This is a genomic window from Micromonospora sp. NPDC048898, assembly GCF_043198035.1.
Taxonomy (GTDB): domain Bacteria; phylum Actinomycetota; class Actinomycetes; order Mycobacteriales; family Micromonosporaceae; genus Micromonospora.
This window is the reverse complement of record NZ_JBICUF010000002.1, coordinates 656,273-671,338: the sequence shown is the minus strand read 5'-3', so window position 1 is coordinate 671,338 and position 15,066 is coordinate 656,273. Positions and strand designations below refer to the sequence as shown.

18 protein-coding genes are annotated in these 15,066 nt (G+C 71.2%); 10 read left to right on the top strand and 8 right to left on the bottom strand.

What is annotated here, in order from left to right; genetic code table 11:
* The first annotated feature begins 75 nt into the window (after nt 1-75).
* The gene (locus tag ACGFIQ_RS09855; protein ID WP_393241947.1) at nt 76-1,122 is read left to right on the top strand and encodes a DUF4192 domain-containing protein; all 1,047 of its coding nucleotides are present in this window, start codon (nt 76-78) and stop codon (nt 1,120-1,122) included.
* 199 nt (nt 1,123-1,321) lie between these two features.
* On the opposite strand, the gene ACGFIQ_RS09850 is transcribed toward ACGFIQ_RS09855, so the two are convergent.
* Nucleotides 1,322-1,876: an XRE family transcriptional regulator gene (locus ACGFIQ_RS09850; protein WP_393241944.1), complete on the bottom strand. Its 555-nt coding sequence runs from the start codon at nt 1,874-1,876 to the stop codon at nt 1,322-1,324.
* Nucleotides 1,877-2,346: 470 nt separating this feature from the next.
* Between ACGFIQ_RS09850 and ACGFIQ_RS09845 the strand changes: the two genes are divergently transcribed.
* Entirely contained in the window at nt 2,347-3,126 is a 780-nt protein-coding gene (locus tag ACGFIQ_RS09845) for a GAP family protein (RefSeq protein WP_393241941.1), read from the top strand.
* 106 nt (nt 3,127-3,232) lie between these two features.
* On the opposite strand, the gene fdhD is transcribed toward ACGFIQ_RS09845, so the two are convergent.
* Nucleotides 3,233-4,099: a formate dehydrogenase accessory sulfurtransferase FdhD gene (fdhD, locus tag ACGFIQ_RS09840; RefSeq protein ID WP_393242195.1), complete on the bottom strand. Its 867-nt coding sequence runs from the start codon at nt 4,097-4,099 to the stop codon at nt 3,233-3,235.
* Between the two features lie 100 nt (nt 4,100-4,199).
* On the opposite strand from fdhD, the gene ACGFIQ_RS09835 reads away from it, so the two are divergent.
* From ACGFIQ_RS09835 to ACGFIQ_RS09825, 3 genes are all read left to right on the top strand, one after another.
* Nucleotides 4,200-4,949, top strand: coding sequence for a molybdenum cofactor guanylyltransferase (locus tag ACGFIQ_RS09835; protein ID WP_393241940.1), 750 nt, complete (start codon nt 4,200-4,202; stop codon nt 4,947-4,949).
* The gene (locus tag ACGFIQ_RS09830; RefSeq protein WP_393241938.1) at nt 4,946-5,212 is read left to right on the top strand and encodes a DUF6457 domain-containing protein; all 267 of its coding nucleotides are present in this window, start codon (nt 4,946-4,948) and stop codon (nt 5,210-5,212) included. Before ACGFIQ_RS09835 ends, ACGFIQ_RS09830 begins: the two co-directional genes overlap by 4 nt.
* Nucleotides 5,213-5,293: 81 nt before the next feature.
* Complete coding sequence (locus ACGFIQ_RS09825) at nt 5,294-6,400, top strand: hypothetical protein (RefSeq protein WP_393241936.1); 1,107 nt, start codon at nt 5,294-5,296, stop codon at nt 6,398-6,400.
* Between the two features lie 7 nt (nt 6,401-6,407).
* On the opposite strand, the gene ACGFIQ_RS09820 is transcribed toward ACGFIQ_RS09825, so the two are convergent.
* Entirely contained in the window at nt 6,408-6,872 is a 465-nt protein-coding gene (locus tag ACGFIQ_RS09820) for an Lrp/AsnC family transcriptional regulator (RefSeq protein WP_357065971.1), read from the bottom strand.
* Nucleotides 6,873-6,931: 59 nt separating this feature from the next.
* On the opposite strand from ACGFIQ_RS09820, the gene ddaH reads away from it, so the two are divergent.
* The gene (ddaH, locus tag ACGFIQ_RS09815) at nt 6,932-7,765 is read left to right on the top strand and encodes a dimethylargininase (RefSeq protein ID WP_393241933.1); all 834 of its coding nucleotides are present in this window, start codon (nt 6,932-6,934) and stop codon (nt 7,763-7,765) included.
* A gap of 60 nt (nt 7,766-7,825) precedes the next feature.
* Here the strand turns inward: ddaH and ACGFIQ_RS09810 are convergent, their stop codons facing one another.
* Together ACGFIQ_RS09810 and ACGFIQ_RS09805 are read right to left on the bottom strand one after the other, a co-directional pair.
* A complete protein-coding gene (locus ACGFIQ_RS09810) occupies nt 7,826-9,013 on the bottom strand; it encodes an ABC transporter substrate-binding protein (RefSeq protein ID WP_393241930.1) in 1,188 nt (395 codons plus the stop codon).
* 80 nt (nt 9,014-9,093) lie between these two features.
* The gene (locus ACGFIQ_RS09805) at nt 9,094-9,891 is read right to left on the bottom strand and encodes an alpha/beta hydrolase family protein (RefSeq protein WP_393241928.1); all 798 of its coding nucleotides are present in this window, start codon (nt 9,889-9,891) and stop codon (nt 9,094-9,096) included.
* An 83-nt stretch (nt 9,892-9,974) separates the two neighbouring features.
* On the opposite strand from ACGFIQ_RS09805, the gene ACGFIQ_RS09800 reads away from it, so the two are divergent.
* The gene (locus tag ACGFIQ_RS09800; protein WP_393241926.1) at nt 9,975-10,577 is read left to right on the top strand and encodes a bacterial proteasome activator family protein; all 603 of its coding nucleotides are present in this window, start codon (nt 9,975-9,977) and stop codon (nt 10,575-10,577) included.
* Between the two features lie 3 nt (nt 10,578-10,580).
* On the opposite strand, the gene ACGFIQ_RS09795 is transcribed toward ACGFIQ_RS09800, so the two are convergent.
* The 3 genes from ACGFIQ_RS09795 to ACGFIQ_RS09785 form a co-directional block, all read right to left on the bottom strand.
* Nucleotides 10,581-11,393 carry an HAD family hydrolase gene (locus ACGFIQ_RS09795; RefSeq protein ID WP_393241923.1) on the bottom strand — a complete coding sequence of 271 codons (813 nt, stop codon included), beginning with the start codon at nt 11,391-11,393 and terminating at the stop codon, nt 10,581-10,583.
* Nucleotides 11,393-12,214, bottom strand: a complete 822-nt coding sequence (locus ACGFIQ_RS09790) for an HAD family hydrolase (protein ID WP_357065955.1) — start codon at nt 12,212-12,214, stop codon at nt 11,393-11,395. The genes ACGFIQ_RS09795 and ACGFIQ_RS09790 overlap by 1 nt, the downstream gene beginning before the upstream one ends.
* Nucleotides 12,215-12,389: 175 nt before the next feature.
* A complete protein-coding gene (locus ACGFIQ_RS09785) occupies nt 12,390-13,133 on the bottom strand; it encodes a hypothetical protein (RefSeq protein ID WP_393241920.1) in 744 nt (247 codons plus the stop codon).
* A gap of 131 nt (nt 13,134-13,264) precedes the next feature.
* Here ACGFIQ_RS09785 and ACGFIQ_RS09780 point away from each other — a divergent pair, with 131 nt between their 5' ends.
* The 3 genes from ACGFIQ_RS09780 (at nt 13,265) to ACGFIQ_RS09770 (ending at nt 15,035) form a co-directional block, all read left to right on the top strand.
* Complete coding sequence (locus ACGFIQ_RS09780) at nt 13,265-13,696, top strand: OsmC family protein (RefSeq protein WP_357065949.1); 432 nt, start codon at nt 13,265-13,267, stop codon at nt 13,694-13,696.
* A 151-nt stretch (nt 13,697-13,847) separates the two neighbouring features.
* Nucleotides 13,848-14,210, top strand: coding sequence for a metallopeptidase family protein (locus ACGFIQ_RS09775; RefSeq protein WP_393241916.1), 363 nt, complete (start codon nt 13,848-13,850; stop codon nt 14,208-14,210).
* A 102-nt stretch (nt 14,211-14,312) separates the two neighbouring features.
* Nucleotides 14,313-15,035 (top strand): AIM24 family protein, encoded by a 723-nt coding sequence (locus ACGFIQ_RS09770; protein ID WP_357556562.1) that lies wholly within the window; start codon nt 14,313-14,315, stop codon nt 15,033-15,035.
* The last annotated feature ends 31 nt before the right edge of the window (nt 15,036-15,066 follow it).

Here is a 15,066-nt window from a genome sequence, read left to right as displayed (position 1 = left end):
CTCAGTAGCTGTGGATAAGCAGCGTGTCGTCCACAGGGTCTGTCGGGCGGGTCAGGCCCGCCGCAGGCTTCCGACATGGCCTCGACCGAACGCCCTCAGCTCGCCGTCCGCTCGCCCGCCGACCTGATCGCCGCCGTACCGTACCTGCTCGGCTTCCACCCCGCCGGCAGCGTGGTCGCGGTGGCGTTGCTCGGCCGGCAGATCATCTTCGCCGCCCGTGCGGACCTGCCCGAACCGTCGACCGATCTGGTCGAGCGGGCCCGGCACCTGGCCGGAGTGATCCGCCGGCAGGGCGCGGAGGCCGCCACCGTGGTCGGCTACGGGCCACCCGATCGGGTGACACCGGCCGTCGACGCGGTGCGCGCCGCACTGAACGCCGGCGGGACGGAGGTGCTCGACGCGCTGCGGGTGACCGGAGACCGGTGGTGGTCCTACCTCTGCACCGAGCCCGACTGCTGCCCACCCGAGGGCCGACACTACGACCCGGCCGCCAATCCGGTTACCGCCGCGGCGGTCTTCGCCGGCCAGGTCGCGCTCCCCGACCGGGCCGCCCTGGTGGCGCAGGTGGCACCTGTGGACGGGCCGGCTCGGGACGCGGCGCGTACGGCCACCGCCCGCGCCCGCCTGCGCCTGACCGAGCTGCTCAAGCAGGCGCCCGAGAGTGACCTGCTCGGCAGTCGGGCGGTGCGCACCGCAGGGCTCGAAGCGGTCCGCGAGGCCCAGCGTCGGCAGCGTCGTGGTGAGCGGCTCGACGACGACGAGGTGGCCTGGTTGAGCCTGCTGATGACCCACCTGCCGGTCCGCGATCACGCCTGGGAACGCACCGACGGCCGAGATCGGGACATCGCCCTCTGGACCGACGTGCTGCGCCGGGCCGAGCCGGAGTTGGTCGCCGCCCCAGGTGCGTTGCTGGCGTTCGCGGCCTGGCGCGCGGGGCAGGGGGCGCTGGCGGCGGTCGCACTGGAGCGCACGCTGAGCCTGCACCCCAACTACTCGCTCGCCGTGCTGTTGGACGACATGCTCCGGCGCGGTGTGCCCCCATCCGAGCTGGACGGTTGGCCGTCGGACGGCATGCCCGGCGTGATCCGCCCCCGCAAGCGAAGGCGGCGTGGCCGCCGCTGACCAGCCGGTCCCCGGTCGGCGCCCGGCCTGGCACGGGAGTCGCCCGGCCTGGCACGTCGGGGTCGCCCGGCCCGCGCGTCGGGAGTTGATCGACTCGGCTTCAAGGAAATCGGGGCATCCCCGTTGCCGGGACACCCCGGCATCAGCAAACCCGAGTCGATCAAGGGTCAGCGGGCGACCGGGCTGGCCCTGAGCGCAGCTACGCCGCCCCCGCGGCATCCCACAGAGACTCGAAGTGCTCCACGTAACGATCGAACGGACCGCCGGACTCCCTGCGTCGGAGGTGCATCGTTACTGAGTCCTGCCCGAGCCCCGCGCCGATGTGTGTTGCCACAATCGCCTCGTCATCGAAGATCCAGACAGACATAGCAACGTGTCGTTCCGACAGCCGGACCGCAAGAGGTGCCGGAGACTTGGCGATCTCCGCCTGTGTCATCGCTATGCGGGTCGCGAGCGTGAGGGGAGTCGCCTCGATCCGCTCCCGCTCCGTGGTGACGTCGCTCCTCGGGTCACCGAGCAGGAAACGCACATCGGCTCCGCCCTGGGCCTTCGCGCCGAGGGCGGCGGCGGCGTTAGGTACCTCAAGCCACACGAAATAGCTCGTGTATCCGCCGAACCACAACCGCGTACCCGCTTTGTTGATCAACTCCCGGAACAGCGAATTCGGAAGGTCGGAGCGGCGTGCGTAGACGCCGACCAGGTCACGGTCTGAGCCAACCTTGATGGCGCGGCGAACGACCTCGGGCCATGGCACCTCTACATCCTCACCCGGCGGCCCGCACTTAGGGGAACATCGTTTCGCGTCATCGCAAGGCGACCTCTCCTGGACGTCCCTCGATGGTCGCATGGGGGCGGTCCAGGCGTCCTGCACCCGTTGACCGTGTCCGCTGGGGCGACTGGAATCAGGCGACCAGTCGACGTCGATCTCGACACTCGTCGAGCTTTCCAGGGTGCTGGCATGGAGTTCGCCGTTAAGGCCTCCCGCGCGGTGCGGTCGGGATCGTCGCCGCACAGCCGGCGGTTTGCCGACAGATCCATGATCGACTCGGTTTCCTGAAAGTCGGGGTGTCCCCGCCACCGGGACACCCCGGTATCAGCAAACCCGAGTCGATCACGGGTCAGTGCGTGACGGGGCGAGCCTGCGACAGCTCGCCCCGCCGCTGATCCCGCGTCCCCGAGGGCGATCGCGCCGGGGCGGGTCCCCGCACGGCCCTCCGTCGAACGATGTACGCGTTTCTCCTGATCGCGGCCGACTCGGTGGGGCGCGAGCCGGCCGACAATGATCGGGTGACCCCCGAACTGCTGCTCTCGCTGGCCGGGCTGGCGTTGGTGGACAGCACCAGCATCGGCACCCTCTTCATCCCGGTCTGGCTGCTGCTCGCTCCCGGGCCGGTCAACGCCCGGCGGATCCTGGGCTACCTCGCCACCATCGCGGCGTTCTATCTCGCGGTGGGACTGCTGCTGGTGTGGGGCGGCAGCAGGTTGGGCGATGCGCTGGGCGGTGCCCTGGACAACCGGGCTGTCCTCTGGGCACAACTCGTGCTGGGCGTAGCGATGTTGGCGCTCAGCTTCCGCTACGACGGCAAGCGGCGCCCCCGTACCGGTGGTGTGTTGCGGTGGCGGGACCGGGCCACCGCAGGCGACTCCTCGGCCCGCTGGCTGGTCGGGCTGGCGTTGCTGGCCGCGCTCGCCGAGGTGGCGACGATGCTCCCGTACCTCGGCGCGGTGGGCCTGTTGGCGACCTCGGGGGTGAGCGCGGTGGCCGTGGTGGTGCTGCTCGCCGGATATTGCCTGGTCATGGTGCTGCCAGCGGTGGTGTTGCTGGGCGCCAGGGTGGCCCGCCCGGCGCTTGTCGAGCCGGTGCTGGCCCGCCTCAACGCGTGGATCGTCTCGAAGGCGGGCGGTGCGTTGGGTTGGATCCTCGGCATCGCCGGCTTCCTGATCGCCCGCGACGCCGCCGCGCGGCTGGCCCTGTTCGACCTGATCGACCGGATCGGCCAGTGAATTACCGGCCCTGAGCGTCAATCTTGCAGTTTCGGTCGCCGTTATGCGTCTTATGCCAATTCTTGTCTGGGCAGAAAGTGCAAGATCGACGCGGGTGGGGGCGTCGTCAGGCTGACTGCTCCAGCGTGATGCGGTGTGGGTTGGTGTAGACGTTCATGGTTTGGCCGCGTAGGAAGCCGACGAGCGTCATCCCGGCCTCGTCGGCCAGTTCGGCGGCGAGCGTGCTCGGGGCGGACACCGCCGCCAGCATCGGCAACCCGGCCATCCACGCCTTCTGGGTCAGCTCGAAGCTGGCCCGGCCGGAGACCAGCAGCAGGTGTCCAGCCAGTGGCAGTCGACGTTCCCGCACGGCCCAGCCGATCACCTTGTCCACCGCGTTGTGTCGGCCCACGTCCTCCCGCAGCACCACCAGCTCTCCGCCGGGGGTGAACAGGCCCGCCGCGTGCAGCCCGCCGGTCCGGTCGAAGCCACGCTGGGCGGCGCGAAGCCGGTCGGGCAGTTCGGCGAGGAGCGTGGCCGGCACGCTGAGCGGATCGGCGGAGACCGGGAACTGTGACCGGGTGCGGATCGCGTCGATGCTGGCCTTGCCGCAGACTCCGCAGGAACTGGTCGTGTAGAAGTTCCGGGACGGATCGGTGGTCGGCTCCGGCACGCCGGGGGCGAGCACCACGTCCACCACGTTGTACGTGTTCGGCGTCTCCACGCCAGCGCAGAGCTGCGCGGTCAACACGTCGTCGGTCGACCGGATCAGCCCTTCGGTCAGGAGGAACCCGATGGCCAGGTCCAGGTCGTCGCCGGGGGTACGCATGGTCACGGCGAGGGGTTGTCGCCGGCCGGGGCCGGCGGCGCCGACCCGGATCTCCAGCGGCTCCTCCACCGCCAGCGTGTCCGGCCGACGGATGGACCCGCGACCGGCGGTCGCAGCGTCCAGGTCGATCCGAAGTACGCCGCGCCGATCAGTTGCCCGTCCCATCCCGCCATCCTCCACCTCCCGCCGGTACGCCCGCACGGCCACGGGCATCGCGCACCCGGCGGCGACCGCCAGCGAGTGTGGACACGGCTACGGTGGCCGGATGGGGACGTATGCCGCCGTGGTGCTCGCAGGTGGGTCCGCCCGACGGATGGGCGGGGTGGACAAGCCCGCGCTCCCGGTCGGTGGCCGGCCGATGCGCCTGCGGGTGCTGGCCGCCGTCAGCGACGCCGGGCCGCGGGTGCTGGTCGGGCCGGTCGACGCCGTCCCGGAGGGCGTGCGGGTGACCCGGGAGGACCCGCCCGGCGGGGGTCCGGTCGCCGCGGCGGCCGCCGGGCTGGCACTGCTCGATCCGGACACCGCACTTGTCGCTCTGCTCGCGGCCGACCTGCCGCTGCTCACCCGGGCCGCGATCGGCGACCTACTGACCCATCTCACCGAGGAGAACCCCGGCCAGGCTGCCTCGGCGGGCCAGGCTGCCTCGGCGGGCCAGGCTGCCTCGGCGGGCCAGGCCGCCTCGGCGGGCCGAGCCGCATCGGCGGGCCAGGCCGTACCGGCGGCGGCTGGCAGCGGTCTGGTCGGGAACGGGCGGCGTCGGCCCGACGGGGCGTGCTTCGTCGACGGGGACGGGCGGCGGCAGTCGCTCTGCGGTGTCTGGCGGGTCGCGGCGCTGCGGGCCGCGCTGGACCGGTTGACTGCCGAGCGGGGCGGGAGCCTGTCCGGTGCCCCGGTCCGGGCGTTGCTGGCCGGCCTCGTCGTGCGGGAGGTGCCCTGGTCCGGTGAGGGCCCGCCGCCCTGGTTCGACTGCGACACTGACGAGGACGTACGCCGGGCGGAGGAGTGGGCGCGATGACGGTGATGGACGACTGGGTCACGGCGGCGTGCACCGAGCTGGAGCTGGACCCGGCCGGGGTGCCGGTCCCGGCGGTGCTGGATCTGGCCCGCGACGTCGCCCACCAGGTGCTGCGGCCGGGTGCGCCGGTGACTGCGTACCTGCTGGGGCTGGCGGTCGGCCGGGGTGCCGACCCGGCGGACGCCGCGGCCCGACTCAGTGCCCTGGCTGGCGCCTGGCCCGTCGAGCTGGGCGCGGACCCCGCGGACCCGACGGCCCCCTGACCACCGTTGTCCGATCCCGGTCCGGGCTGATTGAGCCGCCAGGCGGCGTGGGTAGGGTGATCGTGACGGACGGAGGCGATCATGACGGCTGACCACCCCTCGGCGCCGATCGGTGACCTGCCCGGCGCTACGGCTGAGCCGGCGGAATCGATCCTGCTCGACGAACCCAGCACGACCGACCTGCGGGCGAAGGTGACCGAGGCGTGGCAGGAGTTCGCCCGTGCGCTCGCCGTGCGGCTGCGGGAGCTGCCCGTCGGCGCGCACCTGGAGGTGACCCTGGACCCGACCGCCTCCGGCACCGGGGACGCCGTCTACTCGGTGAGCGTGGACGTGCACGACGGTGGCGCGTTGTCCGCGCGGGCGGTCGGCAACGCCACGCTGCCGGCGGGCTACCGGTTGGACCGCGGCGCGGTGGCGGACATGGTCGCGCTCGGCTGGTCGCCACCCGGGGTGGTCGCCGGATCCGGCGGTTTCTTCGGGCTGGACGGCACGACGGGCGAGTCCACCCGGATCGCCGCGCTGCTCTCCCGGACGCTGCGTGACGTCTACGGCGCCCCGCACCCGGCGTTCCTCGTCTACCTGGTGCAGGACGCCGAGGGCGAGCCGCTTGCCGTGGACCCGTTGGGCACGGCACGCAGCGAGTTCGGCCCGGACGCCGACGTCGAGGCCGACCTGGAGGAGGCGCTGGCCGAGGCGGCCTCCGCGCAGGTCGAGCGGGACGACGTGCTCGACCTGGCTGATCGGGTCCGGACCGTGGTCTCCACGATGCTCAAGTCGGACACCGACCGGTTGCAGGTCGACTCGGACGGCGACATCAACATCCGGGCCGGCTCGGCGATGGTCTTCGTACGGGTACGGGACAATCCGCCGCTGGTGGACGTGTTCTCCCCGGTGCTTACCGAGGTGGAGCCGACCGAGCGGCTCTACGTCAAGCTCTCCGAGTTGACCAACCGGATGCCGATCGGCCGCCTCTACTGCGCCGACGACACGGTCTGGGCGTCCATCCCGGTCTTCGGTCGCAACTTCCAGGCCACGCACCTGATGCTTGCGGTGCAGGTGATGACCGGGCTCGCCGACGAGTTGGACGACCGTCTGCACGGCGAGTTCGGCGGCAAGCGGTTCTTCGGCGAGGGCGACAAGCCGGTCCGGCGTGACGACTCGGAGCACCGCACCGGCATGTACCTCTGAGCCCCGCTCAAGCGGTGCGGGGCGACGGGCCGACGCCCGGGGACTCGGCCAGGCGGGACAGCACGATCGTGCTGCGGGTGGAGGTCACGAAGGACTCGGCGCGCAGCCGCTCCAGCGCCGCCTCCAGGTGGGCGATGTCGGCGGCGCGCAGGTGCACGAGCGCGTCCGCCTCCCCGGAGACGGTGTAGGCGCCGACCACCTCCGGGTGTCGCCGGGCGGCCACGCCGATCTGGGCGGGGGTGGTCCGGCCGGCGCAGAACAGCTCGACGAACGCCTCGGTGGTCCAGCCGACGGCTGCCGGATCCACCACGGCCGTGAATCCCCGGATCACACCGGTGGCGCGTAGCCGATCGACGCGACGCTTGACGGCCGGGGCGGAGAGTGACACCCGGGTGCCGATGTCGGCGTACGACGCACGGGCGTCGGCGACGAGTAACGCAATGATCCGCTGGTCTACCGCGTCTATCTGCAACGTTCCGCCTCTGAGAAGCAACGGTTGTGGCTGTTACCAAAGTTCCACGGTACCTACTCTTGGTGACCGTGAACCAGCAGCGAGTCCCGCGAAAGCGGACATATCTCATGTGCTCGCCCGAGCACTACGCGGTCGAGTACGCGATCAACCCGTGGATGGACGTGACCACGCCCGTCGACCGGGACCTGGCCGTCAAACAGTGGGACCGGCTGCACGAGACGCTTGTCGGTCTCGGCCACGAGGTGCACCTGCTCACACCCGAGGAGGGCCTGCCCGACATGGTCTACGCCGCCAACGGTGCCTTCGTGGTGGACGGCAGCGTGTACGGCGCCCGGTTCAGGCACGAGCAGCGGGCCGCCGAGGCCGCCGCCCACCACGCCTTCTACGAGTCGCAGGGCTGGCGGTTCGTCGCACCTGGCGAAACCAACGAGGGCGAGGGCGACTTCGCGTACGTGCCGGAGGCGCACGGCGGCCTCATCCTCGCCGGGCACGGCTTCCGCACCGAGCTGCCGGCGCACGGTGAGGCGCAGGAGGCGCTGGGCCGACCGGTGGTGTCCCTGCGTTTGATCGACCCCCGCTTCTATCACCTGGACGTGGCACTCGCGGCCATCGACGACTCGAACGTCGCCTACTTCCCGGGCGCGTTCTCCGCAGCCAGCCAACGGGTGCTCACCCAGCTCTTCCCGGACGCGGTGCTCGCCGACGACGAGGACGCTCTGGCCTTCGGGCTGAACCTGGTCAGCGACGGCGCGAACGTGGTGCTCAACAGCGAGGCGACCCGGTTCGCCGGCAAGCTGAAGGCGGCCGGGTACACCCCGGTCCCCGTCGAGTTGGCCGAGCTGAAGAAGGGCGGCGGCAGCGTGAAGTGCTGCATCGCCGAGCTGCGGCACTGACTCCCGTACGACAGGGCCGGCCTCCCCAACGGGAGGCCGGCCCTGTCGTACGCTCCGGGCTCAGCCCAGCGTGGCCAGCTCGTTGATCAGCACGTTCGACATGACCTGGCCGTCGCGCTGCACCTCCCGCAGGTACCACTTCTGCTGGGGGGTACGCGGCTGGTTGAACTGCCAGATGCCGCGCGGGCTGTCGATCTGGCCGATCCGGCCGAGTGCCAGGTTGACCTGCTGCGGGTTGGGCGAGCCGCCGGTGAGCTGGATCGCCTGGTCGAGCACCTGCGCCGCGTCGTACGACGCCATCGCGTACGTGGTGGGGGTGACCTGGTATTTCTTGCGGTAGGCCGAGGCGAAGACACGGTTGGACGTGTTGTTCAGGTCGGCCGAGTAGTTCAGCGCGGTCTGGATGCCCAGCGCGTTTTCCTTCAGGCTCTCCAGCACGGTGCCCTCGGTGAGGAAGCCGGGCGCGTAGATCGGCCCGGCGAACTTCTCCCGCAACTGCTTGATGAACTCCACCGCGGCTGCTCCGGCGAAGAAGCAGAAGACCGCAGTGGGCTCCTTGGCCAGCGCGGTGCTGATGTCCGCCGAGAACGCGGTCTTGCCGGGGTTGGGGTTGGCGCTGGTGTAGGTGACCGGGTCGCTGATTCGCGGGTCGGTCGCGCCGAACTCCTGCCGGAAGCCGCGCACCACGTCCGGGCTGCCGACGTTCTCCGGCATGATGATCGCCACCCGGCCGTTGGCGGGCAGTTGGTCGCGCAGGTAGCGGCCCAGCGCCTTGCCGGCCTCGTCCAGCACGTACGACGTCCGCCAGATGTAGAACACGCTCTGCAGGCTGCTCGGTGAGGCGTTGGAGCCGATCAGCGGGACCTTGGCCTGCTCGACGGTGTCCCGGATGCCGACCATCACCGCCGAGTTGACCACCCCGGTGAGCGCCAGCACGCCCTGCTTGAGCAGGCCATCCACGGCGGCCTTGCCGGTCTTCGCGGTGTCGCCCTCGTCGGCGGTCAACAACTCCACCGGGTGGCCGCCCAGCCGCTTGTCGTGCAGGTCGAGGAAGAGTTGGAAGCCGTTGGTGATGTCATCGCCGATGCTCTTCAAACCGCCGGCCTGCGGGGTGATCAGCCCGATCTTGATCGGGCTGCGGTTGACTGTCGGTTCGGGGTCGGTGTCGGAGCCACATCCGGCGACGAACCCGGTGGTACCGAGCGCGGCCAACAGTTGGAGCGCCCGCCTGCGATTCATCTGCGACACCGAGTTCCTTCCAAGGAGCGTTGCAGGGCTGAACACCGCCCCTCCGGCGTTCTACCTGGTCCGCGACGCTGCGTCAATGGCTAGTGATCAACCTGCAGGGACCGCAACCCGGCGAGGACGCGGGGCCAGGCGGTGGACTCCGGGTCGATCAGCCCGAAATGCTCGCATCCGGGCAGCTCAACAAGGGAGATATCGGATCCCGCGGCAGTTGCCTCCGTGACGAAACCCCGGCTCATCTCCACCGGAACCTGTTGATCCTCCGAGCCGTGCAAAACTACCGTCCGTGTCCGCGCCGGCACCAGTAGCCGTGGATCCGTCGCCGCGTACCGGTCCGGGACCTCGGCCGGGCCGCCGCCGAGCAGCGCGGCCACCGCGCCCGAGTCCAGATCCCGCCGGTACGCCTCGCCCAGATCGGCCACCGGGGCCAGGGCGAGCACCCCGCCCACCGTCGCCGGCGCGGTGGCCGCCACGTACAGCGCCAGGTGACCGCCTGCGGAGTGCCCGACCAGGATCGGCGCGGCCCGGGTCACCCGGCCGGGCAGCGCCTCGGCGGCCAGCCCGGGCAGCTCGGCCACCCCGGTCAGCACGTCGGTCAACGTGCCCGGCCACCCACCTCCCGGCTGCCCGGTCCGCCGGTATTCCAGCTGCGCCACCGGGTAGCCGTCCGCGGCGAGTGCCGCAGCCAACGGGTCGGTGTGTCGTCGGTCGTACTCGACCCGCCAGAAACCGCCGTGCAGGACGACGACCAGCGGGAGCGCTGGCCCAGCTCCCGCCGGGCACCGCAGGTCGGCCACCTGATCCGGGTGGTCGCCGTACGCCACGGTCCGGTCGGGCCCCGGTGCGGGCCGGGTCAACACGGCGCGCGGGTCGGCAGGCATGGCGCGACGGTAGCGCGCCCGCGCGGGTGGTTCGGTCCCGGTAGTCGGTCCCGGGCGCCAACGGTCCAGCCCGCTGGGTAAAGATGGACCCCATGACCGAAGCGCGCTCAGCTGGACAGGACGACGAGCCCGGCACCGACGACTCCGGCCACCCCGGCACTGTCGTGGTGGTCGGTCCGGACGGCCGGCCGATCGGGACGATGCAGACCGACGAGGGCCAGGGTGAGGATCCGACCCGCCTGGTCGAACAGCCGGCCAAGGTGATGCGGATCGGCAGCATGATCAAGCAGTTGCTGGAGGAGGTGAAAGCCGCACCACTCGACGACGCGAGCCGCAACCGGATGCGGGAGATCCACGAGCGGTCGATCGTCGAGCTCAAGGAGGGCCTCGCCCCCGAGCTGCGCGACGAGCTGGAGCGCATCTCGCTGCCCTTCACCGAGGACAAGGCCCCCAGCGAGGGCGAGTTGCGGATCGCGCACGCCCAACTCGTCGGTTGGCTGGAGGGCCTGTTCCACGGCATCCAGGCGGCCCTGGTGGCCCAGCAGATGGCCGCCCGGGTGCAGTTGGAGCAGATGCGTGGTGGCCGGCAGGCGCTGCCCAGTGGTCCCGGCGGGATCGTCCCCGGGATGTCCGGCATCGCCCAGCCGGGCGGCGGCGAGGGCCACAACACCGGCCAGTACCTGTAACCCTCAGTCCACCCCGAAAACCTTCTCCAGGTACGCCGCCACGCCGTCCTCGGTGTTCGCCGTCGTCACGTCGTCGGCGACCGCTAGGACGGCGCGGTGCGCGTTGGCCACCGCCACGCCCCGTCCGGCCCAGCTCAACATCGGCACGTCGTTGGGCATGTCGCCGAAGGCCAGCACGTCCGCCGCGGCCACCCCGAGTTGGTCGCAGTACCAGGCCAGCCCGGCCGCCTTGGTCACCCCGGCCGCGGAGATCTCCACCAGGCCGGAGGACGACGAGTGCGTGGCCTCGGCCAGCCCCGCCACCGCCGCCGCGATCAGCGCGGCGAAGGCGTCCGGGTCCTGCTCGCCGGCCCGCGCGAGCAGCTTCACCGCCGGCACCGAGAGCAACTCCTCCGGCGTCTCGATCGGTCGGATGCCCTCCGGGTCGACGTCCCAGCGCAGCGGGTAGTGCGCCTCGTGCCGCATCTCCCGGCTGTCCAGGATCTCCACGGCGAAGCTGATCCCGGGCACCTCGGCCCGTAGCCGTCGGGCGACCTCGGCCAGGTGGTGCGGGGCGAGCGGATCAGCCCGCACCACCTCGTCGGAGAACGGGTCGTAGACCACGGCACCGTTGGCGCAGACCGCCGGCAGCGGCTGGGCCAGTTGGTCGTACACCATCTTGAGCCAGCGGACCGGACGGCCGGTGACCAGGACGACGGGCGTGCCTCGCGCGGAGATCCGCGCGAGCACGTCGGCGGTGCGGGGGCTGACGGTGTGGTCGTCGCGGATCAGCGTGCCGTCGATGTCGGTGGCGATCAGGCGGGGTGTCTCTTGCATCACCGGGACAGTAGCCGGTCCAGATACACCGCCACACCGTCGTCGTCGTTGCGCAGGGTCACCTCGTCGGCGGCGGCACGCAGGGCGGGGTGCGCGTTGGCCACCGCCACCCGGGACCAGCCGGCCCACTCGAACATCGGCAGATCGTTGGGCATGTCACCGAAGACCAGGACGTCGGCCGGATCCACCCCGAGGCTCTGCGCCACCACCGTCAGCCCGGTGGCCTTGTCCACGCCGGGCGGGCAGATCTCGATGAAGCCGAGCCCGGCCTGGGTGAGCGTGGCGACCTGCGGCGCAACGATCCGGCGGGCCACCGCCAGCAGTTCGTCCACGTGGTGGTCGGCGGTCCGGGCGAACGCCTTGATCACGTCGCAGGAGAGGCACTCCGCGCGGCTGCGCGCCTCGAACCGGTCCTGGTAGGGCCAACTCTCGTGGTAGTCGCCCCAGAGCGGAGCATCGTGCTCGTCGGACGCCTCGACCATCACGGTCAGCGGGCCGACCTCGGCCTCCAGGTCGGCGAGCAGCCGGGCCAGTACCTCGGCGGGCAGCCGCTCGTCGCGGAGCACCACGGGGCCGGCCGGGTCGCTCTGGTCGACCACCCGGCCACCGCCGGCCATCACCAGGAAGTCCGCGGCCCGGATGTCGTTGCGGGTCAACTCGGTCAACCGAGGGCCGCGTCCGGTCGCGCCGACCACCGGAATCCCGGCGGCCCGCACCCGGTCGAGCACCCCATGGGTGTACGCGGAGACGGTGTCATCGCTGCGCACCAGCGTGCCGTCGAGGTCGGTCGCGATCAGCTTGGGCAGGCCCGGGCGGGTCATCGTTCCTCCTTCGCCCGCCGCCGTCGCACCTGCTGTCCCCTTCTGTCGAGGAGACCCGGCGTCACGGCGGGCAGCAACCGTACCTCGCGCAAAGGGTCGCATCCATGGCTTCCAGACGAATCGGACGCGAACAACCCCCACCCCGCCCCGCACGCGCCCGCGCGGGGCGTGGGGGTCAGGGCTGGGGGTCGGGGTGGGCGAAGGGGGCGGCGGGGGTGACTGTCAGGTCGGTTGGGGCGGGTGGGCCGTACTCGATGGGGTCGGGGTTGCGGCGGCGGCGCCAGGGTCGCGAGGGTGGCGCCTCGGCGGGCCCGTCATCGTCCGGTGGCCCGGCGAACGTGCCGGAGGATGTGGCGGGTGCCAGCCGCAGGGCGACCGCGAACAGCACACAGGCGGCGAACGCCATCACCAGCCCACGGCCGTATTCGGCCCGGAACCCGTCCGGCGGCGAGTAGAAGAAGTTGCGCTGGCTGGGGTCGTTGAGGGTGGCCGTGGCGGCGATCAGCACCGCCAACAGGGCACCGGCCAGGGTGAGACCGGCCAGCCGGGCGTTCGGCCGCACGGCCGCCGTGCCCCGCAGGGCCAGCGCCACGGTGCAGACGAGACCGAGCAGCCCGACCAGGTAGCCAACGCCGAAGCCGCCGACCTCGGACACCCCGGCCGGCACCTCGATCGTGCCCTCACCCTCGGGCCCGCCGCCGTTGGGCAGGCTCATCACCAGCCATTCCCCGACCAGCGAGGCGATCCCGGCGACCGCGCCCAGGCCGGCGAGCAGCAGGGGCAGCCGAGGGTCCTGCGCGAAACCGGCCAGGGACCAGCCGAACCGGCGCCGCGGAGCCGGGTCGACAGCACCCCACTCGATCACGGCCGGCTCCTCGGACCGGCCGCCCTGCCGGGGGATCGGAAGTTCGTCGGACATCGGCAATCCTTCCGCCGGTCACGGACCTGGGTCGCATCATGGCACAGTCAGCCGATCGTGACAGGGATCGCAGGGTAGGCGTCCGTGCCGGTCGGTCGCTCGACGGTCACCTTTCCGCTAGCGTTCTCCTCATGCCTATCCGTACCGCTTCAGCACAATGGCAGGGCAATCTCACCGAGGGCTCCGGCACGGTCCGCACCGGTAAGGGCGGCCTGTCGGGCAACTACTCCTTCAAGTCGCGCTTCGAGGAGGGCGAGGGCACCAACCCGGAGGAGCTGATCGCCGCCGCGCACGCCGGCTGCTTCTCGATGGCGTTCTCGAAGGCGCTCGCCGACGCCGGCTCGACGGCCACCTCGGTCGAGACCACCGCCAAGGTCCACCTGGACAAGACCGACGCCGGCATGACCGTGACCCGGATCGACCTGGAGACCGTCGGCCAGGTCCCGGGGATCGACGACGCGGAGTTCCAGAAGCTCGCCGAGGCCGCCAAGGCCAACTGCCCGATCTCCCGCCTGCTCTCGCCGGGCGCCGAGATCACCCTCGACGCGCGCCTGGCCTCCTGAGCGGTCGACCCACAACAGCCGGTCGACCTCACAACCGCTCGTTCACGGACGAGAGTCTCCGCCCGCCCCTGGGTGGTCACTCTCTCCGTGAGCCTGCGGATCCGATCGGCGCCACGTCTCGACCGGCCCAACGGGTGCGGCGTCGGGCAGAATGGGTGCCGTGCCGGTAGACATGACCCGCGAGCGCTTCGAGGAGCTGGTTGCCGACGCCCTCGACGAGGTGCCCGAGGAACTGCTCGGCCTGATGAGCAACGTGGTGATCCTCGTCGAGGACGACCCGCCGCAGGGCGAGCCCGGCCTGCTCGGCCTCTACGAGGGCCACGCCCTGACCAGCCGCGGCTGGGACTACTCCGGTGTCTTGCCGGACCGAATCTTCATCTACCGCCACCCGATTCTGCGAATCTGTGACAACGACGACGATGTCGTCGACGAGGTGGCGGTGACCGTCGTGCACGAGATCGCGCACCACTTCGGCATCGACGACGATCGGCTACACGCACTGGGCTGGGGCTGAGCCCTCCGACAGCCGCGCTCACCGCTCGGCCGATGGTCCGTGGTTGCCCTGGTCGCCTACCTTCGGTGCAGCAATCGCAACCCTGTCAGGAGGCACCCTTTCATGCGCAGTGAGCTGTTCTCCGCGGAGAATCTGGAGAAGGAGTCCGCGCAGCCCGGCATGCGGCTGCAAAACTCCAAGATGTTGAAGATCGAACTCAACGGCGAGGCGATGGCCCGGGTCGGGTCGATGGTCGCGTACCAGGGGAATGTGCAGTTCCAGGCGCTCGGCTCGGGCGGGCTCGGCAAGTTTCTCAAGCAGAAGCTCACCGGCGAGGGCGTCCCCCTGATGAAGGTTTCCGGCCACGGTGACGTCTTCCTCGCCGAGCTGGCCAAGGACGTGCACATCATCGACCTGGAGCCGGGCGACGCCCTCTCCATCAACGGCTCCAGTGTGCTCGCCTTCGACTCGACCCTCCAGTACGACATCAGGATGGTCGGCGGCGCCGGGATGGCCTCCTCGTCCGGCCTGTTCAACTGTGTGTTCAGCGGCCACGGCCGGATCGCCATCACCACCAAGGGCACCCCGGTCGTGCTCAACGTGGACGCCCCCACGTACGTCGACCCGCAGGCGGCGGTGTGCTGGTCGGCGAACCTGCAGACCGGCTACCACCGGGCCGAGCAACTGGGCCTCGGCACGCTGCTGGGTCGGCGTACCGGTGAGTCGTTCACGATGAGCTTCGCCGGTCAGGGCTTCGTGGTGGTGCAGCCGTCGGAGGAGCCGCCGGTCATGGGCAGCGGTCAGCAGCAGCAGGAGGGCGGTCTGCTCGGCGGTCTGCTGAGCTGACCACCTGCGGCGCGGGCGCTCCCGATCGGTT